Annotated in this window: 17 protein-coding genes; 12 read left to right on the top strand and 5 right to left on the bottom strand. The window is 72.5% G+C overall.

Translation table 11 applies throughout. The features are described from left to right. Complete coding sequence (locus tag ACERUN_RS03175) at nt 1–468, top strand: hypothetical protein (RefSeq protein WP_370288246.1); 468 nt, start codon at nt 1–3, stop codon at nt 466–468. A 341-nt stretch (nt 469–809) separates the two neighbouring features. Here ACERUN_RS03175 and ACERUN_RS03170 read toward each other — a convergent pair whose 3' ends face one another. Both ACERUN_RS03170 and ACERUN_RS03165 read right to left on the bottom strand, forming a co-directional pair. Continuing rightward, on the bottom strand, nt 810–1202 hold the full coding sequence (locus ACERUN_RS03170) for a hypothetical protein (protein WP_370288245.1): 393 nt from the start codon (nt 1200–1202) through the stop codon (nt 810–812). A gap of 77 nt (nt 1203–1279) precedes the next feature. Then, on the bottom strand, nt 1280–2032 hold the full coding sequence (locus ACERUN_RS03165; RefSeq protein ID WP_370288244.1) for an IclR family transcriptional regulator: 753 nt from the start codon (nt 2030–2032) through the stop codon (nt 1280–1282). 87 nt (nt 2033–2119) lie between these two features. On the opposite strand from ACERUN_RS03165, the gene ACERUN_RS03160 reads away from it, so the two are divergent. From ACERUN_RS03160 to pcaC, 6 genes are read left to right on the top strand one after another with little or no spacing between them, the layout of a single operon-like run. Next, nucleotides 2120–3316, top strand: a complete 1197-nt coding sequence (locus ACERUN_RS03160; protein WP_370288243.1) for a 4-hydroxybenzoate 3-monooxygenase — start codon at nt 2120–2122, stop codon at nt 3314–3316. After that, complete coding sequence (gene pcaH, locus ACERUN_RS03155) at nt 3313–4086, top strand: protocatechuate 3,4-dioxygenase subunit beta (protein ID WP_370288241.1); 774 nt, start codon at nt 3313–3315, stop codon at nt 4084–4086. Before ACERUN_RS03160 ends, pcaH begins: the two co-directional genes overlap by 4 nt. Next, nucleotides 4083–4646: a protocatechuate 3,4-dioxygenase subunit alpha gene (gene pcaG, locus ACERUN_RS03150; RefSeq protein ID WP_370288240.1), complete on the top strand. Its 564-nt coding sequence runs from the start codon at nt 4083–4085 to the stop codon at nt 4644–4646. The genes pcaH and pcaG overlap by 4 nt, the downstream gene beginning before the upstream one ends. Beyond that, nucleotides 4643–5881 (top strand): lyase family protein, encoded by a 1239-nt coding sequence (locus tag ACERUN_RS03145; RefSeq protein ID WP_370288239.1) that lies wholly within the window; start codon nt 4643–4645, stop codon nt 5879–5881. The genes pcaG and ACERUN_RS03145 overlap by 4 nt, the downstream gene beginning before the upstream one ends. Beyond that, the gene (locus ACERUN_RS03140; RefSeq protein WP_370288238.1) at nt 5878–6654 is read left to right on the top strand and encodes an alpha/beta fold hydrolase; all 777 of its coding nucleotides are present in this window, start codon (nt 5878–5880) and stop codon (nt 6652–6654) included. Before ACERUN_RS03145 ends, ACERUN_RS03140 begins: the two co-directional genes overlap by 4 nt. Beyond that, entirely contained in the window at nt 6651–7055 is a 405-nt protein-coding gene (gene pcaC, locus ACERUN_RS03135) for a 4-carboxymuconolactone decarboxylase (protein ID WP_370288237.1), read from the top strand. Before ACERUN_RS03140 ends, pcaC begins: the two co-directional genes overlap by 4 nt. A gap of 84 nt (nt 7056–7139) precedes the next feature. On the opposite strand, the gene ACERUN_RS03130 is transcribed toward pcaC, so the two are convergent. Next, nucleotides 7140–8156, bottom strand: coding sequence for a magnesium and cobalt transport protein CorA (locus tag ACERUN_RS03130; protein ID WP_370288235.1), 1017 nt, complete (start codon nt 8154–8156; stop codon nt 7140–7142). A gap of 636 nt (nt 8157–8792) precedes the next feature. On the opposite strand from ACERUN_RS03130, the gene glgX reads away from it, so the two are divergent. The 5 genes from glgX to ACERUN_RS03105 all read left to right on the top strand — a co-directional run bounded on the left by glgX (nt 8793) and on the right by ACERUN_RS03105 (nt 18719). Further along, complete coding sequence (gene glgX / locus ACERUN_RS03125) at nt 8793–10967, top strand: glycogen debranching protein GlgX (protein WP_370288294.1); 2175 nt, start codon at nt 8793–8795, stop codon at nt 10965–10967. Next, nucleotides 10964–13378, top strand: a complete 2415-nt coding sequence (gene treY, locus ACERUN_RS03120) for a malto-oligosyltrehalose synthase (RefSeq protein WP_370288233.1) — start codon at nt 10964–10966, stop codon at nt 13376–13378. The genes glgX and treY overlap by 4 nt, the downstream gene beginning before the upstream one ends. Beyond that, nucleotides 13375–15153 (top strand): malto-oligosyltrehalose trehalohydrolase, encoded by a 1779-nt coding sequence (gene treZ / locus ACERUN_RS03115; protein ID WP_370288232.1) that lies wholly within the window; start codon nt 13375–13377, stop codon nt 15151–15153. The genes treY and treZ overlap by 4 nt, the downstream gene beginning before the upstream one ends. Then, nucleotides 15150–16604 (top strand): YdiU family protein, encoded by a 1455-nt coding sequence (locus ACERUN_RS03110; protein WP_370288231.1) that lies wholly within the window; start codon nt 15150–15152, stop codon nt 16602–16604. Before treZ ends, ACERUN_RS03110 begins: the two co-directional genes overlap by 4 nt. A gap of 159 nt (nt 16605–16763) precedes the next feature. Further along, the gene (locus tag ACERUN_RS03105) at nt 16764–18719 is read left to right on the top strand and encodes a hypothetical protein (RefSeq protein WP_370288230.1); all 1956 of its coding nucleotides are present in this window, start codon (nt 16764–16766) and stop codon (nt 18717–18719) included. A 403-nt stretch (nt 18720–19122) separates the two neighbouring features. Here the strand turns inward: ACERUN_RS03105 and ACERUN_RS03100 are convergent, their stop codons facing one another. Beyond that, a complete protein-coding gene (locus tag ACERUN_RS03100; RefSeq protein ID WP_370288229.1) occupies nt 19123–20439 on the bottom strand; it encodes a DUF222 domain-containing protein in 1317 nt (438 codons plus the stop codon). Between the two features lie 150 nt (nt 20440–20589). Further along, nucleotides 20590–22107, bottom strand: coding sequence for an APC family permease (locus ACERUN_RS03095; RefSeq protein WP_370288228.1), 1518 nt, complete (start codon nt 22105–22107; stop codon nt 20590–20592). Between the last annotated feature and the right edge of the window lie 98 nt (nt 22108–22205).

Raw genomic sequence — 22205 nt, 5'->3', positions numbered from 1 at the left:
GTGCGGTTCTCCGACCCCACCCCCGACGGCATCTCCTACCTCGACGCCACCCTCGACGCCGGCGACGCAGCCGACCTCGAAGCCGCCACCCGACGCCGTGCGGCGACGCGTGCACGGTTCGGGGACGAGTCGACACAGCAAGTGCGCATGGCCAGGTCGCTGGGCGACATGGCGCGCAACGATCTGGAGCTCGACCTCAGCCAGGTCGACGAGACCACCGGCGAACTCGTCACCGCCTCCGTGGGCAGGAAGGCGGAGGTCGTCGTCCACGTCACCCCCGAATCGCTGACCGGTGACAATCCGGTGGGGCGCTGCCACAACCGCCCCGTCGCCACGGCCCAGATCCGCGAGTGGCTCCAGCAGGCCAGCCACGTCACGGTGCGACCGGTGGTCGACCTCGCCGGTTGCGATCACGTCGACGCCCTACGAGATCCCCGACCGCCTGCGCCGTCACACCACGTGGCGTGACCACACCTGTCGGTTCCCCGGCTGCGCCATCGCCGCCACGTCCTGCGACCTCGACCACCGCCAGCCCTACGACCGCGGCGGCGTCACCTGCCCCTGCAACCTCACCCCACTCTGCCGACAACACCACCGCGCGAAGACCCACAGCCGCTGGCGCTACACCGCGCTCGCGCCCGGGATCTACCGGTGGACCAGCCCCCTCGGCCACCGCTTCCTCGTCACCCCCACCGGCACCTACCCCCTGCGCGAATAGCGCCGCCCGTCCGGCGGTTCCTCTTCACCTCACCCGTGCCTCGAGACGGCCTGGCGCGCCTCCATCACGCCCGAAGACGGCACTCGTGCGATCAACCGGCGAGGATGATCACCGCGACGAGCAGCACCATGATCACGACCAATCCGACGATGAAGCCGGTGCCGCGGGCGCGCTGCTTCTCGTAGCCGATCGAGCCGGTCGTGAACTGGTGATAGGGCGCGACGTACCAGACGTCGGTGGCGGTGCCGGGCGCCGCGGTGAAGGCGAGATCGGCCTGGCCGTAGGTGCGCAGCCACTGCACCTCGCAGTGCAGGTAGGTGGGGCCGGCGTAGATCTGGATCTCGTTGACGCCGAAGTGCACCGTCTGCGCGGCTCCGTTGATCACCACCCGCGGCGGGATCAGGTGGGTGAAGGTGTTGCCCTGCAGGTGCAGGCGCAGCAGGGCCAGTGGGGGAGCGGAGGGCGGGGGAGGTGCCGAAGTCACGGCGACGATCTCACCCCACCCGCGCCGTCCGCGCCAGCCCCCGCGCCGTCCGCGCAGTGACGGGTTCAGGGAGGGGTTCAGCGACGCAGGCGTCGTCCGATGCCCTGAGCCGCCACCTCGAGGGCGGCGACGAGCCGGGCCCGATCGCGGCGTAGCGAGGGCACGACGACGCCGAGTGCGGCCACGACCGCCCCGTCGCCGCCGGCGCGGATCGGCACCGCGGCCGAGCAGGCGCCGAGGGTCATCTCCTCGGCCGTGGTGGCGTGTCCCTCGCGGCGCACCCGTTCGAGTTGCGCCGCGAGCACCCCGGGCTGGGTCACCGTGTGGGCGGTCAGTCGCGGCAGGTCGCCGAGCACCTCGAGGACGACGGACTCCGGCGCGTGCGCCAGCAATACCTTGCCGACGCCCGTGGCGTGCAGCGGCAGGTGGGTGCCGACCCGGCTGACCACGGGCACCGAGGCGCGCCCGGCGAGACGATCGAGGTAGAGCACCCGGGTGTCCTCGCGCACCGCGAGGTGCACGGTCGCGCGCGTCGCGGCGTGCAGGTCGTGCAGGTAGGGCGAGGCGATCTCGCGCAGGTCCTGCTCGACGGGCGCGAGCAGTCCGAGGTCCCAGATGCGACGCCCGACCACGTAGCGGCCGTCACCGCGCCGCTCCAGCGCTCCGACGTCCACGAGCTGGCGCGCGATCCGCAGCGTCGTGGACGACGCGAGCCCGGTGCGCTCGGCCAGCTCGGCCAGGGCGAGGCTGCGGTGCTGCTCGTCGAAGGCGCCCAGCAGGTCGAAGGCGCGCGGCACCAGCGCGGCACCGGGAGCCGACCGTCCCGCCATTGCCCCGCCTCCCGCCCTGACGACGCACTTCCACTCAGTGGCATCCTAGCCTCGCGCTGTGATCGGCGTCTCCCTAGCGTTCACGCCATGACCGACCCTCTCGTCCGATCCGAGCGCACCCGCGTCGCGATCGTGGGCGGCGGCCCCGCGGGGCTGCTGCTCTCGCACCTGCTCCACCTGTCCGACATCGACACCGTCGTCATCGACACCCGCGACGTCGCCACGATCGCGACCACCCACCGCGCGGGCATCCTCGAGCGCGACAGCGTGCGGCTGCTGGTCGACTCCGGCGCCTCGAGCCGCGTGCTCGTCGACGGGCACGAGCACCAGGGCATCGACCTGCGCTTCGCGGGCGGGAGCCACCGCATCGACTTCGCCGACCTCGTCGGCGCGTCCTGCTGGCTCTACCCGCAGACCGAGGTCTTCATCGACCTCCACGCCACCCGCACCGGCGACGGCGGCGACCTGCGCTACGGCGTCACCGACGTCGCCGTCCACGACGTGGAGGGCCGTCTCGGGCTGCCGGCGGTGACCTTCACCGACGCCGAGGGTGTGGCGCGGCGGGTGGAGGCCGACCTGGTCGTCGGCGCCGACGGGTCACGGTCGATGTGCCGTGCGCTGGTGCCCGATCGCCAGCAGTTCTTCCGCGAGTACCCCTTCGCCTGGTTCGGCGTGCTCGTCGAAGCGCCGCCGAGCGCGCCCGAGCTCATCTACGCCCGCTCGGCCGAGGGGTTCGCGCTGATCAGCCAGCGCACCGAGTCGGTGCAGCGCATGTACTTCCAGTGCGACCCGGGCGAGGACGCCTCCACCTACAGCGACGACCGCATCTGGCACGAGCTGCAGACCAGGCTCGCCGGCTCCGACGGGTTCACGCTGAAGGAGGGACCGGTCATCGAGCGCACGGTGCTGCCGTTCCGCAGCTTCGTGCAGACCCCGATGCACCACGGCCGCCTGCTGCTCGCCGGCGACGCCGCGCACACCGTGCCGCCCACCGGCGCCAAGGGCCTCAACCTGGCGCTGGCCGACGTCCGCGTGCTCGCCGAGCACATCGAGCTCGCCCTCCTCAAGGACGACGACGACGCGCTCGCCGCCTACACCGACCGCGCCCTGGCGCGGGTGTGGAAGGCCCAGCACTTCTCCTACTGGATGACCACGATGCTGCACCGCGGCGCCGAGGCCTCGGAGTTCGACGAGCGCCGCCAGGTCGGCGAGCTCGCCAGCATCGTCTCCTCGCGGGCGGGCTCGACCTACCTCGCCGAGGGCTACACCGGGTGGCCGCGATGAGCGCCGACGCCACGAGCCAGGCCGACATCGACAAGGAGATCGCCGCGATCGCGGACGACTACGAGGCCTCGCAGGCGGCCGGCGCGACGCCCGAGACCCGCACCCGCCTCGACTACCCGCCGTACCGCAGCTCGCTGCTGCGCCATCCGACCAAGGACCCGGTGCAGGCCGACCCGGAGGGCGCCGAGCTGTGGGCGCCGGCGTTCGGGGTGCGCGACGTCGACCCGCTCGAGGCCGACCTGACGATCCAGCGCGGCGGGGAGCCGATCGGCGAGCGCATGGTCGTGACCGGCCGCGTCCTCGACGGCGACGGTCGCCCGGTGCGCCACCAGCTCGTGGAGATCTGGCAGGCCAACGCCGGTGGGCGCTACATCCACCAGCGCGACCAGCATCCGGCGCCGCTCGACCCGCACTTCGTCGGCATGGGTCGGTGCCTCACCGACGCGGAGGGCCGCTACCGCTTCACCACGATCAAGCCGGGCCCCTACCCGTGGCGCAACCACCACAACGCGTGGCGTCCGGCGCACATCCACTTCTCCCTCTTCGGCACCGACTTCACCCAGCGGCTCGTCACCCAGATGTACTTCCCCGGCGACCCGCTCTTCGGGCTCGACCCGATCTACCAGTCGATCGTCGACCCGGCCGCGCGCGAGCGGCTCGTGGCCGCCTACGACCACGACCTCACGCAGGCCGAGTGGGCCACGGGGTACCGGTGGGACATCGTGCTCACCGGCGCCCACCGCACGCCCGTCGAGGAGGACCCCGCATGAGCACCACCGTCTCGACCCCCGGCCAGACCGTCGGACCGTTCTTCCACTACGCCCTGCCCTACCCGGGCGACCGCGACCTCGTGCCGCCCGGCAGCCCGGGCGCCGTCCGTCTGCACGGCCTCGTCCTCGACGGCGACGGCGCTCCGGTCCCGGACGCCCTCGTCGAGATCCGGCAGGCGGGCCCGGACGGCGTCGTCCCCGTGGTGGAGGGGTCGCTGCGGCGCGACGGCTACACCTTCACCGGCTGGGGCCGCAGCTCCACCGACCGCACCGGGCGCTACACCTTCTCCACCCTCGCTCCCGGCGCGCCGAGCGGCGAGGCGGCGTTCTTCTCGGTGTGCGTGTTCGCCCGCGGCCTGCTGCACCGCCTGTTCACCCGCGCCTACCTCCCCGCCGCCGACGACACGCTGACCGCCGATCGACTCCTGGCCTCGCTGTCGCCGGAGCGGCGTGCCACGCTGATCGCGAGCGGCGACGAGCACGGTTACCGCTTCGACATCCGGCTGCAGGGAGAGGGCGAGACCGTGTTCCTCGAGCACGACGCGGGCAGCCGCGGGTGAGCGGACTCCTCTGGCCCGGTGCGCACCGGGCGGCCGGCGTCCTCGACGACGACGGGCTCGTGCGCGCCATGGTGCGCATCGAGGCCGCGTGGTCGGCCGCGCTGGTCGACGTCGCGATCGCACCCCCCACCGCCCTCGTGGACGACGCGACGCTCACCGCGCTGCTGAGCCCCGAGGACGTCCCGGCGCTCGGTCGCGCGGCCGAGGTGGGCGGCAACCCGGTGATCCCGCTGGTGGCGCTGTTGCGCGAGCGACTCGACCGCACCGGGCACCACGACGCCGCACGCTGGCTGCACCGCGGCCTCACCAGCCAGGACGTCGTCGACTCGGCGCTGCTGCTCGGGGCTCGGGACGCCGTGACGCAGGTGCGGTGCGCGATCGGGCGCCAGGTCTCGGCCCTCACCGGGCTCGTCGCAACCCATCGCGACGCTCCCGCGCTCGCCCGCACCCTCACCCAGCCGGCGGTGCCGACGACGCTCGGGCTGCGCTTCGCCGGGTGGCTGGGCGACGTCCTCGACGCCGACGACGACCTCGCCGCCCTGGCCTGGCCCGCGCAGCTTGGCGGCGCGGCAGGCACGTCGGCGGCGCTCGTGGAGATCGCCGGCGGCGTCGAGCGCGCGGAGGCGGTGCGCGCGCAGGTGGCCGCGGCGCTGGGCCTCGAGGAGGCCGCCCCCTGGCACACGCGTCGCCGGGCGGTCACGCGGATCGGCGACGCGCTCGTGGCTGCCTGCGACGCCTGGGGCCACGTGGCCGACGACGTCCTGGTCTCCTCGCGCGCGGAGATCGGCGAGCTCGCCGAGGGCGAGGGCGGCGGGTCGTCGACGATGCCGGGCAAGGCCAACCCGGTGCGTGCGGTGCTGCTGCGTCGCACCGCCATCGCCGCACCGCCCCTCGCAGCCACTCTGCACGCGGCCGCGGGCGATTCGCTCGAGGAGCGCACCGCCGGCGGCTGGCACGCCGAGTGGGAGACCCTCGCGCTCCTCGCGCGCCGCACGCTCGTGGCCGCCGAGCATGCCGCCGAGCTGCTCACCGGTCTGCAGGTGCACCCCGCGCGGGCCGCCGCGCACCTCGCCGCCGCCCACGGTGCCCTCGCCGAGCAGCGGGCCATGGCCGGCCTGGCCGATCGCGATCCCTCGCCCGACTACCTCGGCACGGCCCGGCCGCAGATCGACGCCGCGCTGGCCCGCGCCGCCGCCCGCCCCGACCCCCGCACCCCTCCCAGGAGCACCCCGTGACCGTGATCGTCCTCGGCCCCTCGCTCGGCACCACCGGCCCGACCCTGTGGTCGGGGGTGGCGACCCGACTGCTCGACGCGCCCGCCGGTGCGCCGCAGCTCGAGCCGATGGCGTGGGACCTTCCCGGCCACGGCGGCGAGCGTCGTCCGGTGCCGGCGGAGCTGACGATGGCCGACCTCGCCCGGCGCGTGCTCGACGACCTCGACGAGCGCGGCGTCGACCGCTTCCACTACGCGGGCGACTCGGTGGGTGGCGCTGTGGGCCTGCAGCTGCTGCTCGACGCCCCCGAACGGGTGCTCAGCGCCACCCTGCTGTGCACGGGCGCGCGCATCGGAACGGCTGCCTCCTGGCAGGAGCGCGCCGCCCAGGTGCGCGCCTCGGGCACGCCGTCGCTCGTGGCCGCCAGCGCCGCCCGCTGGTTCGTGCCGGGCTTCGTCGAGCGGCAGCCTGACGCCGCCTCCGCCCTGCTGCACGCCCTGAGCGATGCGGACGACGCCGGGTACGCCGCCGTCTGCCACGCGCTCGAGCACTTCGACGTGCGCGAGCGGCTCGCCGAGATCGCCGCCCCCGTGCTCGCGGTGGCCGGCGCCCACGACGTGGCGACCCCGCCCGACTCGCTGCGCGAGATCGCCGAGGGCGTGCAGGCCGGGCGGCTCGTCGTCCTCGACGACGTGGCGCACCTGGCGCCCGCCGAGGCGCCCGAGCAGGTGGCGCGACTGATCCGCGACCACGTGGCCAGCGCGACGGACGCGGGTGAGAGGGCCCTGCGATGAGCGACGAGCGCTACGAGGCGGGGATGGCCGTGCGCCGCGAGGTGCTGGGCGACGCGCACGTCGACCGTGCCAACGAGGCCGTCACCGACCTCACCCGCGACTTCCAGCGCTACATCACCGAGAACGCGTGGGGCGCGATCTGGACCAGGCCCGGGCTCGACCGTCGCAGCCGCTCGCTCATCACCCTCACCGCCCTCATCGCACGCGGGCACCACGAGGAGCTGGCGATGCATCTGCGCGCGGCCCTGCGCAACGGCCTCACCCGCGAGGAGATCGCCGAGCTGATCCTGCAGAGCGCCGTCTACCTCGGGGTGCCCGACGCCAACACCGCCTTCCGCATCGCCCAGCAGACCTTCGCCGCCGTGGACGCCGAAGCCACCACCGAGGCCGCCGGTCCCTGATCGCCCGGGCCCCCAGCCACATCGCTGCCTTTTCGCGCGAGGACGACGATTCGGCTGGGGGCCTCGCGCGCCGGCGGCGGAGCCCTAGAGCCAGCCGCGCCGCTTGAACACCACGTAGAGCGTGCCGCACACCGCCGCCATGAGGCCGAGCGCGAACGGGTAGCCGAAACGCCAGTCGAGCTCGGGCATGGAGGAGAAGTTCATCCCGTAGATCGTGCCCACCAGCGTGGGTGCGAACAGGATGGCGGCCCACGAGGAGATCAGCTTGACCTCCTGGTTCTGCTCGAGGCTGGCCTGGGTCATCAGCTGCATCTCGGTGTTCTGCCGCTGGCCCACGAGCGTGGCATTCACGGTGAGGATGTTCTGGAGCAGCACGCGGAAACCGTCGACGCGCTCGACGACCTTGATCAGGTGGTCCTCGACGTCGCGCAGGTAGCGCTGCAGCTCGTCGTCCACGCGGTACTTCTCGAAGCCGGCGCGCAGCGAGGCGAGCATCGAGCGCAGGGGGCGGGTCGCGCGCTGGAACTCGATGACCTCGCGGGTGAGCTCGTAGATGCGGCGCGACACGTTCTCGTCGCCCTCGAAGACCTGGAACTCGATCTCGTCGATGTCGTTCTCGAGGCCGTCGCACACCGGCAGGTACTCGTCGACGACCTCGTCGAGCATCGCGTAGAGCACGGCCTCGGGGCCGAGGGTCAGCAGCGACGGCGTGCGCTCGAGGCGTCGCCGCACGCGGCCGACGTCGGGCGACTCGGCGTGGCGCACGGTGACGACCACGTCGGCGGTGGTGAAGACGTGCAGCTCGCCGAACTCCACGCGCTCCTCGGCGTCGAGGTAGCGGGCGGGGCGCAGCACGGTGAAGAGGACGTCGCCGTAGCGCTCGAGCTTCGGGCGCTGGTGGGCGTGCACGGTGTCCTCCACCGCGAGCTCGTGGAACCCGAACTCCTCGGCCACCGAGGCGATCTCGGCGTCGGTGGGGCGGTAGAGCCCGATCCATCCCATGCCGCGCTTCTCGCGCAGCAACTCGTAGGTGACCTCCAGCGAGGGCGGCTCAGCCACCCGGAGACCACCCACGTACACGGCGTTGTCGACGATGCCCATCTGATCCTCCTGCAAGCGCGGCGGTGGAGGAGCGCCGCGTCTCGACGGCTCTCGCGCAGGAGAGGGGAGGCGGCGCTCAGGAGAGCAGCGCGCGGGGCGCGCGGCTCGGACTGCTGGGGTGAGGACTACTGTCGCCGGATCTCACCGCCACCACCTCCTCCGCGCCCTGCCGCGGCCGGGCTGCCGCAGACTCAGCCCATCATGCGCCGGAGTCGCGCGGCGTGCCAATCGTGACGCCGCACAGGCGCAGGCAGGCCTCGGCGAGCGCGCGGGACCAATACCTGTCGAGTGACAGGTACGGGCCTGGCCGCGCCCGGATTCGCGGGTCCGCACCGCCGTGGTAACTCCCCGTGACGCGCACGCCCCTGCGGGCTGCGGTGGTCGCCGCCTCTCCCGCGCACCAACAGAATTTGTCGCTTCGCGCCCCGAAGAACGACAAGAATCGTTGGTGCGTGCCCCCACCGCGGCGACCACAGACGATCGCCCGGCGCCGCCTCCGCGTTACGACCACATCACGATTCGCCTGCGCGGGCCATCGCCGCGCGCGGGGGCGTGAGTGCAAGGCTGCCGGAGGGGTACCCCGGGCAGCGACGGCCGGGCTGCCAGCCCGTTCGCACGAGGGAGGAGCAGGACGTGGTGGAGTCATGGCCGGGATCGGCCTATCCGTTGGGGGCGACCTTCGACGGGAGCGGCACCAACTTCGCACTGTTCAGCGAGGTCGCCGAGCGCGTCGAGCTCTGCCTGATCGAGGACGGCGACGGCGGACGGCGCGAGACCCGTGTCGAGCTCACCGAGGTCGATGGCTTCGTCTGGCACGCCTACCTGCCCGGCATCCAGCCCGGCCAGCGCTACGGCTATCGCGTGCACGGTCCGTGGGACCCGGCCGAGGGTCTGCGCTGCAACCCGAACAAGCTGCTGCTCGACCCCTACGCCAAGGCGACCGCCGGCGACATCGAGTGGGGTCAGCCCCTCTTCTCCTACGACTTCGACGAGGGCCCGGAGAGCCGCAACGACGACGACTCGCTGCAGCACATGACCCTCGGCGTCGTCACCCACCCCTACTTCGACTGGGAGGGCGACCGCCTGCCGCGCACCCCCTACGCCGAGACGGTGATCTACGAGGGCCACGTCAAGGGCCTCACCGCCACCCACCCCGACGTGCCCGAGCACCTGCGCGGCACCTACGCCGGCCTCGCCCACCCCTCGGTGGTCGGGCACCTGCGCGACCTCGGCGTCACCGCGCTCGAGCTGATGCCGGTGCACCAGTTCGTGCACGACGACGTGCTGCTGCAGCGCGGCCTGCGCAACTACTGGGGCTACAACACCCTCGCCTTCCTCGCCCCGCACGCCGGCTACGCCGCGAGCACCGTGCCGGGCGCGCAGGTGCAGGAGTTCAAGGCGATGGTCAAGGAGCTGCACGCCGCCGGCATCGAGGTCATCCTCGACGTCGTCTACAACCACACCGCCGAGGGCAACCACCTCGGCCCGACGCTGAGCATGCGCGGCATCGACAACCCCGCCTACTACCGCCTCGTCGACGACGACCGGCAGTACTACATGGACTACACCGGCACGGGCAACAGCCTCAACGCGGGCAGCCCGCACGCCCTGCAGCTGATCATGGACTCCCTGCGCTACTGGGTCACCGAGATGCACGTCGACGGGTTCCGCTTCGACCTCGCCTCCACCCTGGCTCGCGAGTTCTACGACGTCGACCGCCTCGCCACCTTCTTCGAGCTCGTGCAGCAGGACCCGGTGGTCAGCCAGGTCAAGCTCATCGCCGAGCCCTGGGACGTCGGCCCCGGCGGCTACCAGGTCGGCGGGTTCCCGCCGCAGTGGACCGAGTGGAACGGCGCCTACCGCGACACCGTGCGCGAGTTCTGGGCCGGCGGGCACAACCTCGGCGAGCTCGCCACCCGCCTCGCCGGCTCGGCCGACCTCTACGAGCACACCGGACGACGCCCGGTCGCCAGCATCAACTTCGTCACCGCCCACGACGGCTTCACGCTGCGCGACCTCGTCTCCTACGAGCACAAGCACAACGAGGCCAACGGCGAGGACGGCCGCGACGGGGCCGACGACAACCGCTCGTGGAACCACGGCGTCGAGGGCCCCACCGACGACGAGGGCGTCAACGCCGCCCGCGCGCGCGACCAGCGCAACCTGCTCGCCACCCTGCTGCTCAGCCAGGGCGTGCCGATGATCCTGCACGGCGACGAGATCGGCCGCACCCAGGAGGGCAACAACAACACCTACGCCCAGGACGCCCCGATCAGCTGGATCGACTGGGAGCGGGCCGACCGCCCGCTGTGCGACTTCGTCGCCGAGCTCACCACGCTGCGCCGCCAGCACCCGTCGCTGCGCCGCCAGCGTTTCTTCACCGGCTCGACCGTGAGGGTGGGGGAGGGGGAGCGCCTCAACGACATCGTCTGGCTGCACCCCGACGGCCGCCCCATGGAGGACGGCGACTGGGAGGGCCAGCGCGTGCTCGGCATGTACCTCAACGGCGACGGCATCGCCGGGCGCGACCGCCAGGGCCGTCCCATCCGCGACGACCACTTCCTCATCTGGTTCAACGGCGACGACGAGCGTGGCGCCACCCTCCCGGACGACGAGTTCGCCCCCGGGTGGCAGGTGGTCTCCGACACCAGCGGCGAGTGCGAGCGCGAGGTGCGCCTCGGAGCGGGCGAGTCCTTCACGCTGCCCTACCGCAGCGTCGTGGTGCTGCGGCAGTGGCGCGAGCCCGAGCCCGAGCCCGACGTGAGCCCCGCGGCCTCGGTGGCGGCGCTCGCCGAGAGCGAGCAGGAGTGAGCACCGAGCCCGCCTGGGGCCGCGTGCCCGCCAGCACCTACCGCGTGCAGGTGCGCGAGGCCTTCGACCTCGACGCCGTGCGCGAGCTGGTGCCCTACCTCGACGACCTCGGCGTCGGCTGGGTCTACCTCTCGCCGCTCCTCACCGCCCACCCCGGCAGCGACCACGGCTACGACGTCGTCGACCCCACGCGCGTCGACCCGGCCCGCGGCGGGCGCGCGGCGCTCGAGCGGTTGGCGGGCGTCGTCCACGAGCGGGGGATGGGGCTGCTGGTCGACGTGGTGCCCAACCACGTGGGGGTCGAGGTGCCGTCCACGAACCCCTGGTGGTGGGACCTCCTCACCCACGGGCGCGACTCCCGCTTCGCGGCGTTCTTCGACGTCGACTGGGAGGCGGGGCAGGGGCGGGTGCGGTTGCCGATCGTGGGCGACGACGACCTGCTCGTCTCGCCCGAGGGCGGCACCGCCATCGGCCACCTCTCCCTGGTCCGGGGCGAGGGCGAGGACGACGCCCCGCTGCTGCTCGGCTACCACGACCACCGCTTCCCGGTGGCCCCCGGCACGGCCGCTCCGGGCGACGACCCGCAGGCGGTGCACGAGCGCCAGCACTACCGCCTCGTCGGCTGGCGCACCGCGGACGAGGAGCAGAACTACCGCCGCTTCTTCGCCGTCACCACGCTCGCGGGCGTGCGCGTCGAGGACGCTGAGGTCTTCGAGGCCGCGCACGCCGAGATCGGCAGCTGGTTCCGCGACGGGCTCGTCGACGGGCTGCGTGTCGACCACCCCGACGGGCTGCGCGACCCGGCGGGCTACCTCGACGACCTCGCCGAGCTGACCGGCGGTGCCTACGTGCTGGTCGAGAAGATCCTCGAGCCCGGCGAGGCGCTGCCCGCGGGCTGGGCCACCGCCGGCACCACCGGCTACGAGGTGCTCGCCGCCGTCGACCGGGTGCTCGTCGACCCAGCCGGTGCGAAGCCCCTCGACGACCTCGACGCCCGCCTGCGCGGCGAGCGCGTCGACTGGCCCGAGCTGGTGCGGGCCAGCAAGCGCCACGTCGGCACCACCATCCTGCACGCGGAGGTGCGCCGCATCGCCCGCGAGCTCACCCCGCTCGTCGAGGGGGCGCAGGTGCCCGAGGACCCCCGCGTCGTCGACGCCCTCGTCGAACTGCTCGCCGCCTTCGACGTCTACCGCTCCTACCTGCCCGAGGGGCGCGAGCGCCTCGACGCGGCGATCGCGAATGTGCGCACCGATCGCGGCGACCTCGGCGACGTCCTCGATCTCGTCGGCCCGGTGCTCGCCGACCCCGGGCAGCCGGCGGCCCTGCGCTTCCAGCAGACGAGCGGCATGGTGATGGCCAAGGGAGTCGAGGACCGCGCCTTCTACCGCTGGAGCCGGCTCACCTCGCTCACCGAGGTGGGCGCCGACCCCGACGAGTTCAGCCTCGACGTCGCCGACTTCCACGAGGCGATGGCCGAGCGCCAGCGCACCCGGCCCGACGCGATGACGACGCTCAGCACCCACGACACCAAGCGCGGCGAGGACGTGCGCGCCCGCATCACCGCCATCGCCGAGCAGCCCGGTCGCTGGGCCGAGGACGTCGACGAGGTGCTCGCCGCCGTGCCAGCACTGCCCACCGGCGACGCCGGTTTCGTGAACCTGCTGCTCCAGGCGGCCGTGGGCGCGTGGCCCATCGAGCGCGACCGCCTGCACGCCTACGCCGAGAAGGCGATGCGCGAGGCCGCCGAGCACACCGGCTGGACCGACCCGGCCGCCGGTTACGAGTCGGCCGTGCACGCCCTCGTCGACGCCCTCCACGACGACCCGCGGGTGCGCGGCGTCGTCGACGCGGCGGCCCGACGCCTGGCCGTGCCGGGCTGGAGCAACTCCCTCGCCGCGAAGCTGCTCGCCCTGACGGTGCCGGGAGTGCCCGACGTCTACCAGGGCAGCGAGCTGTGGGAGCAGAGCCTCGTCGACCCCGACAACCGGCGCGAGGTCGACTACGAGCACCGCCGCCACCTGCTCGACCACGACGGCCCGCGCACCAGCGCGTTCCACGCTCCCCGCGAGCTCGAGGACGACGGCCGCGCCAAGCTGCACGTCGTCCGCACGGCCCTGCGGTTGCGGCGTCGTCACCCGGAGCTCTTCACCGGCTACACGCCGCTGGCCGCGCACGGTGAGGCCGCCGCGCACGCGCTCGCCTTCGACCGCGGTGGAGCGATCAGCGTGGTGACCCGCCTGCCGTTCGGCCTCGAGCAGCGCGGCGGCTGGGGCGACACCCGGCTCGAGCTTCCGCCGGGCCGCTGGCACGACCTGCTCACCGACCGCAGCGTGGCGGGGGACGACGGCGTGCTCCTCGCCGCGCTGCTCGATCGTCTGCCCGTCGCCCTGCTCGTCCGGGAGGACCGATGACCGACCTCAGCGCGATTGACCTCAGTGTGTGGGCACCGAACGCCGAGCGCGTGCGCCTGTGGCTCGACGGCGACGTGCTGGCGATGCAGCGCGGCGCGGGCGGCTGGTGGCGTCCCGACGGCCTCGACCCGTCCCAGGCCGGCGAGGGCACGCGCTACGGCTACCTCCTGGACGACGACGACCATCCGCTGCCCGACCCGCGATCGCGGCGCCAGCCGGACGGCGTCCACGAGCCCTCGGCGGTGGTGGAGCCTCGGGCATGGCGACCCGAGGGCGCCGGCTGGCGGGGCCGCCAGCTCGCGGGCGCCACGATCTATGAGCTGCACGTGGGCACGTTCACCCCCGAGGGCACGCTCGACGCGGTGGCCACCAAGCTCAACCACCTGCGCAGCATCGGCGTCGACTTCGTCGAGCTGCTGCCGGTCAACGACTTCAACGGCCGCTACAACTGGGGCTACGACGGCGTGCTCTGGTCGGCGGTGCACGAGGAGTACGGCGGCCCGGAGGCCTACCGGCGCCTGGTCGAGGCCTGCCACGCGGCCGGCATCGGCGTGATCCAGGACGTCGTCTACAACCACCTCGGCCCGTCCGGCAACTATCTGCCCCGCTTCGGCCCCTACCTCAAGCAGGGGCGCAACACCTGGGGCGACCTGGTGAACCTCGACGGCGACGGCTCCGCCGAGGTGCGCCGCTACATCCTCGACAGCGCCCTGATGTGGATGCGCGAGTACGGCGTCGACGGCCTGCGCCTGGACGCCGTGCACGCGCTCGTCGACGACTCGCCGACCCACCTGCTGGAGGAGCTGGCGGTGGAGGTGGCGGCGCTCTCGGCCCACCAGGGGCGTCCGCTCACGCTCATCGCCGAGAGCGACCTCAACGACACCCGGCTCGTCACGCCGCGCGAGGGCGGCGGCTGGGGGCTGGATGCCCAGTGGAGCGACGACTTCCACCACGCCGTCCACGTGGCGGTGACGGGGGAGACCTCCGGCTACTACGCCGACTTCGCGCCGCTCGGAGCGCTGGCGAAGGTGCTCGAGCGCGGGTTCTTCCACGACGGCACCTACTCCAGCTTCCGCGAGCGTGACCACGGCCGACCGGTCGACACCGAGCACATGCCGACGTGGCGGCTGGTGGTGTGCGCGCAGAACCACGACCAGATCGGCAACCGGGCCCGCGGCGACCGCACGGCCGAGCGCCTCGACGACTCCCGGCTGCTCGCCGGCGCGCTGCTCACGCTCGCCTCGCCCTTCACGCCGATGCTTTTCCAGGGCGAGGAGTGGGCGGCCAGCACGCCGTTCGCCTTCTTCACCTCCCACCCCGAGCCCGAGCTGGCGAAGGCCACCGCCGAGGGACGCCTCGCGGAGTTCGAGCGCATGGGCTGGGACCCCGACGAGGTGCTCGACCCGCAGGATCCCGTCACCTTCGAGGCCTCCCGGCTGCGCTGGGACGAGCTCGACCGGGGCCGCCACGCCCGCGTGCTGGCCGGCTACCGCCGCCTGGCGGCGCTGCGCCGCGAGCACCCGGAGCTCACCGACCCGTCCTTCGGGCTCACCCGCGTCGAGGTCGACGAGGACGCCGGTCAGCTCGCGCTGCGCCGCGGGCGGCTCGTCGTCCTGCTGAACGTGGGGGAGGGCGCGTGGTCGGTGCCGGTCGGCGAGGGGGCCGAGCTGCTGTTCGGCACCTCCGACCAGGTCGCCCTCGGCCGGGGTCCGCAGGCGGGGTACGTCAGCGTTCCGGGGGGTGGTGGGGCACTGGTCCGTAGGGTCGAAGCATGACGTCCGCCCCCGCACGCGTCGCCACCCTGCACCACCGCTTCGCCGACGCCCTCCCCGAGCTCGCCGCGCCCGCCGTCGCCGCCGAGACCCCCGAGCCGCAGCTGGTCGCGCTCAACGAGCCGCTGGCCCGCGAGCTGGGTCTCGACCCCGACCTGCTGCGCACCCCGGAGGGCCTCGGCCTGCTCACCGGCACCCACGCGCCCGAGGGCGCGACGCCGGTGGCTCAGGCCTACGCCGGCCACCAGTTCGGTGGCTTCCGACAGCTCGGCGACGGCCGCGCGATGCTGCTCGGCGAGCTCGTGGACGACGCCGGCCGGGTGCGCGACCTGCATCTCAAGGGTTCCGGACGCACGCCGTTCGCCCGCAACGGCGACGGCCTGGCCGCCCTCGGCCCGATGCTGCGCGAGCTGATCGTCAGCGAGTCGATGCACGCGCTCGGCGTGCCGACCACGCGTGCGCTGTCGGTCGTGGCCACCGGCCGCGCCGTCCAGCGCGACGAGCCGCTGCCGGGTGCCGTGCTGGCGCGGGTGGCGAGCAGCCACTTGCGGGTCGGCACGGTGCAGCTGGCGCGCGCCCTCGACGACCCCGACCTGCTGCGTCGCGTCGCCGACCTCGCCATCGAGCGGCACCACCCCGAGGCCGCGGACGACCCCGAGCCCTACCTCGCGCTCTACCGTGCGGTGATCGCCGCGCAGGCGAACCTGGTGGCCGAGTGGATGCAGCTGGGCTTCGTGCACGGCGTGCTCAACACCGACAACGTGCTGCTCTCCGGCGAGGCCATCGACTACGGCCCCTGCGCCTTCCTCGACGCCTTCGACCCCACCGCCGTGTTCAGCTCCATCGACGGCGAGGGCCGCTACGCCTACCGCAACCAGCCGCCCATCACCGAGTGGAACCTGGCCCGCCTCGGCGAGGCCATGCTGCCGCTCCTCCACGAGCAGCAGGACGCCGCCATCGAGCTCGCCACCGACGCCCTCGGCACCTTCCGCCCGGCCTTCGCCGCCGCCCGCGCCGAGGCCTACCGCGCCAAGCTCGGCCTCCCCGGACGCCGCGACGCCGACCTCCTCGTCGACCAGCTGCTCGACCTCATGGCCGCCACGCCCGTCGACCACACCTCCTTCTGGCGCCGGCTCGCCGACGCGGTGCGCGGTGATCGCGAGGGCGTGCGGGGCGTCGTCCTCGACCTGCAGGGCTTGGACTGCTGGCTCGACCGGTGGCTCAACCTCGGCCCCGACGCCCGCGCGATGGACGCGGTCAACCCGCTCTACATCCCGCGCAACCACCTCGTCGAGGAGGCGCTGGACGCCGCCGAGAGCGAGGGCGACCTCGGCCCCCTCGAGCAGCTGCTGGACGCCGTCCGCTCGCCGTACGTCGCCCGCCCCGGCCTCGAGAGGTACGCCGAGCCAGCGCCCGAGGGGTTCGGGCGCTACGTCACCTTCTGCGGCACCTGAGGCGCGCCAGCCGAAAAGGAACCTGTTCTCTTTCGGCCGTAACGGTTCTCTTGGCAAAGGGTTGGTAAAGAGATCGCTGTGGTCCGCGTCACATCGGACCTCGGCTCGTCGCTCCCGTCCCTGGCCCCTCTGTGGGCCTGAACTCCCCAGGAGTCCCGCGTGTCGAAGCACCGCGCCCCACGGCGCAGTCCCGTCCCCTCCCTCGCCCGGCTGTCCCGGCCCTCGACCCGACCTGGGCGCCTCGTCGGCGGCTCGCTGCTCGCAGCTGCGCTGGCCACCGGCGTCGCCGTCGCGGTGCCCTCGGCCATGGCGGCCACGACCGTGACGCCCACCGACCCGGTGGTGACCGGCCAGACCCCGGTCGTGCGCGACTCCTCGATCACCGTCAAGGCCGACCGGGTCGGCCTCAGCTACACCCAGACGTCGGCCAATGCGAGCTACACCGTGCAGTCGCCGCTGCTCGCCTGCAAGGGCGACAACCCGGCCGGCACGAACAACAGCCCCCGGACGACGATCACGGTCACCGCTCCCGACGGCTCGGTGGTGCTGAGCCAGGTCTCCGCGGCACGTGACGCCGGCTTGGGTGGTGCTCTGTCGGGCTTCCCGGTGCTGGCCACGCAGCCAGCGCCGGGCACCAGCAACTACCGCGGTGACGTCTCCGAGAGCGGAGCCCAGGGCATGTCGGCCACCGTCGACCTCACCGGTCGCGCGGCCGGCGTCTACACGGTGACGACGACCACCCAGAACATGGTGCGCGCCGCCAACATCTTCGGCGCCGGCGTCTGCCGGGTCGCCACGCCCAACCGCAACGCCAGCGGCGGCCTCGCCAACACGGCCGTCAACGGACTCGACGTCAGTACGCAGCAGTTCGAGTACCGCCCCTGGCAGGTGCAGTTCAAGGACGTCCTCGGTAAGGGTTCGGTGCGCGCCAACCTCGACCCGCGCGAGTTCCGCTTCGCCGTCGGCTCGAGCGCCTCGCCGATCCTTTCCGGCGCCGACGGCGTGCAGACCTTCTACGGACTGCCCGGTGCTTTCGCGCTGCCGAGCGACCCGAACGCGTGCGTGGCCGACCCGTCGTCCTGCCTTCCGGCCGCGGCCGTCGAGTGCGACCCCGCCGCGGGCTGCACGCCGCGCCTCATGCTCCTCAACCGCCCCACCGGGGCGGACGGTGTCGGCATCGTCGGCGTCTTCGACCTCGAGACCCGCGCCTTCATCGCCTCGGCCACCGTGGCCGGTTCGACCCGCTTGCTGCTCTCGCTCGGCACCCAGAACGACGGCTTCTACGGCTCGACCCTCGCAGGTCTCGCCGCCTCGGCGGCCGGCAGCGGCATCGACCTGGCGAAGATCCTCCAGACCGAGGTGGCGGTGAGCTCGGGCGGGCAGCGGACGTCTCTGAGCCTCCTCAACGGCCTGCAGATCGACCCGACCACCAAGCGCGACGGCGTCACGATCTCCTCCGACGCTACCGTGCAGGCCGGCATCGTGCTCAACATCTACTCCTCGCTGCGCCTCACGGGCGGTGCCTGCGTCACCAACAAGGCTGACTCGTCCACCGCTCCGCGCCGCTACCAGCGGAACGCGCCCGACGGTTACACGGTGCGCCGCTCCGACGCACTTCCGTCGGTGCCCAGCGCCGGCCCGCTGGGGGTCCTCGTCGGGGGCCCGGTCTACAACGTGCAGGGGGTTTTCCGCAGCGACGCCCTCGTCAACACCTCCTCCTCGGTGATCGGCGTCGACACCGCCGCGAACGAGCCGAATGGCTACCCGGTGTGGGTCTCGCCCTTCATCAGCCCGGTGAGCACGGTCAAGCCCCGCACGATGGACTTCGTCGGTACGGGGACCTGGAGTGCGAGCGAAACGCCCGTCGCCTCAGGCTGCCTGGTCGTCGACTTCCTCCTCGGGACCGGTGTCGCGGTCTACAACAACCCGCTCCCGGTCAGCCTCTCGACCATCCTCGACCCGCTGGTGACGCCGAGCCCTGCGGCTCAGCAGCTCACCGACGTCGTCGACGAAGCGGTCTCCACCGTGGTCACCCGGGTGACCACCGAGCCGGCCGTCGCCGACCTGCTCGGCTCCATCACCGCCGCGCTCCCGCTGGCCGACGCGCTGCCGTGACCTGACGCACCACAAGGAGGGCCCGGCGCATCGCGTCGGGCCCTTCGTGGTGACGGGGCGACTCTCGGACGGATCGTCCCGAAGGCGCGCCAGCGCGCCACCGGAACGAGCGGTCGAGGAGGCGCGCGGAAGTGCCGGTGGTCGATGAGGCGCGCCAGCGCCGTCTCGAGACCCGTGCGGTGTCAGGTGACGGTGAGCCCCGGGTCGTTTCGAGACGGCCGTGGCCGGCCTCCTCAACGACCGGTGGTTCCGGTGGTCGAGGAGGCGCGCGGAAGTGCCGGTGGTCGAGGAGGCGCGCCAGCGCCGTCTCGAGACCCGCGTGGTGACAGGTGGCAGTGAGCCCGGGGGCGTTTCGAGACGATTGCGGAGCAGGCTCCTCAACGACCGGGTGCCGGGGCGGGGGCTATTCGCGCTGCGGGTAGGTGCCGGTGGGTGTGACGAGGAACCGGTGCCCGAGGGGACTGACCCACCGGTAGATGCCGGGCGCCAGCGACTGGTAGCGCCAGCGGCTGTGGGTCTTCGCGCGGTGGTGGCGCCGACACAGCGGCGTGAGGTTGCACGGGCAGGTGACGCCGCCCTGGTCGTACGGGTCGCGGTGGTCGAGATCGCAGGACGTGGCCGGGTGGGTGCACCCGGGGAAGCGGCAAGCATGGTCACGCCAGGTGGTGTGGCGGCGGAGTCGGTCGGGGATCTCGTAGGCATCGACATGGTCGCAATCGGCGAGATCGACCACGGGTCGAATCGTGATGTGGCTGGCCTGCTGCAACCACTCCCGGATCTGGGCCGTGGCGACCGGCCTGCCGTTGCAGCGCCCGACCGGGTTGTCGCCGGTGAGGGATTCGGGGGTGACGTGGACGACGACCCCGGCCTTGCGTCCGGCCGAGGTGGTGACGATCTCGCCGGTGCTCTCGTCGACCTGGGTGAGGTCGAGCTCGAGGTCGTTGCGGGCGATGTCGCCCAGCGACCGTGCCATGCGGACGTTGTGGGAGGACTCGTCGCCGAACCGCGCCCGCGTCGCAGCCCGCCGCTTCGTCGCAGCCTCCAGATCGGCGGCGTCGCCGGCGTCGAGGGTGGCGTCGAGGTAGGAGATGCCGTCCGGTGTCGGGTCGGAGAACCGCACACCCAGCTGCTCGCACTCACGCTGCCGCTGCGCCTCAGCCAGCTCGGGGTCGAAGCGCTTGATGGCCTCATCGATGAGTCGGTCGAGCTGGGCCCAGGACACCTTGTGGGCGGCGAACAGCTGCCGGTCCACGAACCCGGCCGCCTCGGAGTTCAGGTCGATCGTCGCGTCGGCGATCTTGGTCGCTCGCCACGGAGCCAACCGGCCCGCAAGCACGGCGGCGTAGACGTGCGGGAGCCGCCAGGCGCATTCCAGGAGCCGGGCGACGTAGCGGCGGCCACCCTCCGGCGTGCGGCCCAGCACCGCGATCAGCTCCATGAGCGCGAACTCCGCCACCAGCGGTGCACCGTCGCCGGCGAGACGCACGCCGGTGTCCAATGCGGCCACGACGTCCTCGACCGGCTTCTCAGCCTCGTCGTGGAGGTTGCGCTCAGCCCACGCCACGATGCCCTGCCACGTACGGACCTCCGAGGCCTGACGAGCCTGCTCCTCACCCACCAACACATCCAGCAGCACCGACGTGGAGACGCCGTCGAACGGCGCGAACGGACCGTCGTCCACGCCATCTTCACCGCTGGTGAAGCCCTCCCCGAGAGTCATATGAAGATGGTGGCACGGACCCCCGACACAAACCGAACATCCCGCAGAACCCTGTGGACAAGCAGGTTCCAGGGCCGGTCACCGGGTCTCGAGACGGCGCTGGCGCGCCTCCTCGATCAGCGCGACGGTGGCTGCCGCCAGCGCCGCTGGTCAGGCCAGGCCGGAGGGGTCCTCGAAGATCTGGGTCTCCTCGTTGAGGGTGCGGCCCTCGAAGAAGTCGGGGCGGGTGATGCGCATGTAGACCATGATCAGCGCCCCCAGCACGATGATGCCCACGCCGATGACGAAGACCATGCCGAGGCCGAAAACCGACGATCCGCTTCCGGAGTCGGGGTCGGCGGAGTCGATCAGCGTCTTCACGAACACCACCGTCAGCGCGATCCCGCCCAGCAGGGGGGAGAGGAAGCGCAGCGCGAAGTGACGCGCGCTGGTGAACGCGGACTTGCGGAAGTACCAGACGCAGCTGAAGGCGGTGATGCCGTAGTAGAAGCAGATCATGATGCCGAGGGTGAGGATCGTGTCCTGAAGAACGCTCGTGCTGACCAGCCGCATGACGCCGTAGAAGATCGCCGTCACGGCGCCGGCGACGATCGTGGCGTACACCGGCGACTTGTAGGTGGGGTGGACGCCGGCGTACCGCTTCGGCAGCGCGTCGTAGTGACCCATCGCGAGCATCGTGCGCGTGGGGGAGAGGAAGGTCGACTGCAGCGAGGCGGCCGAGCTGGTGAGCACGGCGAGGCTCATCAGCACCGCCAGCGGGCCGAGCACAGGCGAGGCGAGCGCCACGAAGACGTTGTCGGCGATCTCGGAGTTGTTCATGCCCAGCCCGGTGTCGCCGAGTCCGGCGAAGAGCAGCACCGCCACGGCGATAAGCAGGTAGAGCGCGACGACGACGGTGACCGTGAGCACCGCCGCCTTGCCGGGGGTCGACTCGGCGCCGTCGGTCTCCTCGTTGAGGGTGAGGCAGGTGTCCCAACCCCAGTAGACGAAGATCGAGAGCGAGACGCCGGCCGCCACCGCGCTGAACGAGTCGATCTCGAAGGGGTTGAACCACGACCAGCTGAACGACAGGTCGCTGCTGGCGTCGGCGCCGCCCGAGCCGGCGATGGCCGCGATGATGAACACGATCAGCACGAGCACCTGGAAGCTCACCAGGAAGTACTGGATGGGCCGCGTGGCCTCGATGCCTCGGTAGCAGATGTAGACCGCGATCGCCACGAAGGCCGTGCACGTGGCGATGTTGATCGCGTCGTTGTTCGTCAGGTCGGCGATGCTGTCGTTGCCGGTGATCTGCGCGAGCGCCAGGTAGAGGAAGTCGACCGCGATCGCGGCGAGGTTCGACAGCACGATCACCGTGGCTGCGATCAGCCCCCAACCGCCCATGAAGCCGACGTAGGGGCCGAACGCCTTGGTGGCCCACGTGAACGAGGTGCCGCTGTCGGGAGTGTCGGCGTTCAGCTCGCGGTAGCCGAAGGCCACGAGCAGCATCGGGATGAAGCCGATGAGGAAGATCGCCGGCATCTGCGGGCCGACCTCCTGGGCCACGTAGGCCACCGACGCGGTGAGCGTGTAGGCCGGCGCGATCACCGAGACGCCCAGGGCGACGCTCGCCACCAGGCCCAGCGATCCGGTGTTCAGGCCCTTCTTCGACTCCAACGATGTGCTCAAGCCACGCTCCCTCGGCTGCTCCGGGCCCGACCGGCGATGCGACCGGGCGATTCGATGAGATTAGGGGATCGGGCCAGGTCAGGAGGCGGTTTGGCGGT

This window comes from Nocardioides sp., assembly GCF_964229035.1.
Lineage (GTDB): Bacteria > Actinomycetota > Actinomycetes > Propionibacteriales > Nocardioidaceae > Nocardioides.
Note: the sequence above shows the minus strand (reverse complement) of the source record. Positions and strands in the feature narration are given on the sequence as shown.

Coding starts and splice junctions, on each gene's coding strand:
- ACERUN_RS03165 (WP_370288244.1), bottom strand. CDS start 2,032: ATGGCGGGACGGTCGGCTCCCGGTGCCGCGCTGGTGCCGCGCGCCTTC.
- pcaC (WP_370288237.1), top strand. CDS start 6,651: ATGAGCGACGAGCGCTACGAGGCGGGGATGGCCGTGCGCCGCGAGGTG.
- ACERUN_RS03160 (WP_370288243.1), top strand. CDS start 2,120: ATGACCGACCCTCTCGTCCGATCCGAGCGCACCCGCGTCGCGATCGTG.
- ACERUN_RS03110 (WP_370288231.1), top strand. CDS start 15,150: ATGACGTCCGCCCCCGCACGCGTCGCCACCCTGCACCACCGCTTCGCC.
- pcaH (WP_370288241.1), top strand. CDS start 3,313: ATGAGCGCCGACGCCACGAGCCAGGCCGACATCGACAAGGAGATCGCC.
- ACERUN_RS03100 (WP_370288229.1), bottom strand. CDS start 20,439: ATGACTCTCGGGGAGGGCTTCACCAGCGGTGAAGATGGCGTGGACGAC.
- treZ (WP_370288232.1), top strand. CDS start 13,375: ATGACCGACCTCAGCGCGATTGACCTCAGTGTGTGGGCACCGAACGCC.
- ACERUN_RS03130 (WP_370288235.1), bottom strand. CDS start 8,156: ATGGGCATCGTCGACAACGCCGTGTACGTGGGTGGTCTCCGGGTGGCT.
- pcaG (WP_370288240.1), top strand. CDS start 4,083: ATGAGCACCACCGTCTCGACCCCCGGCCAGACCGTCGGACCGTTCTTC.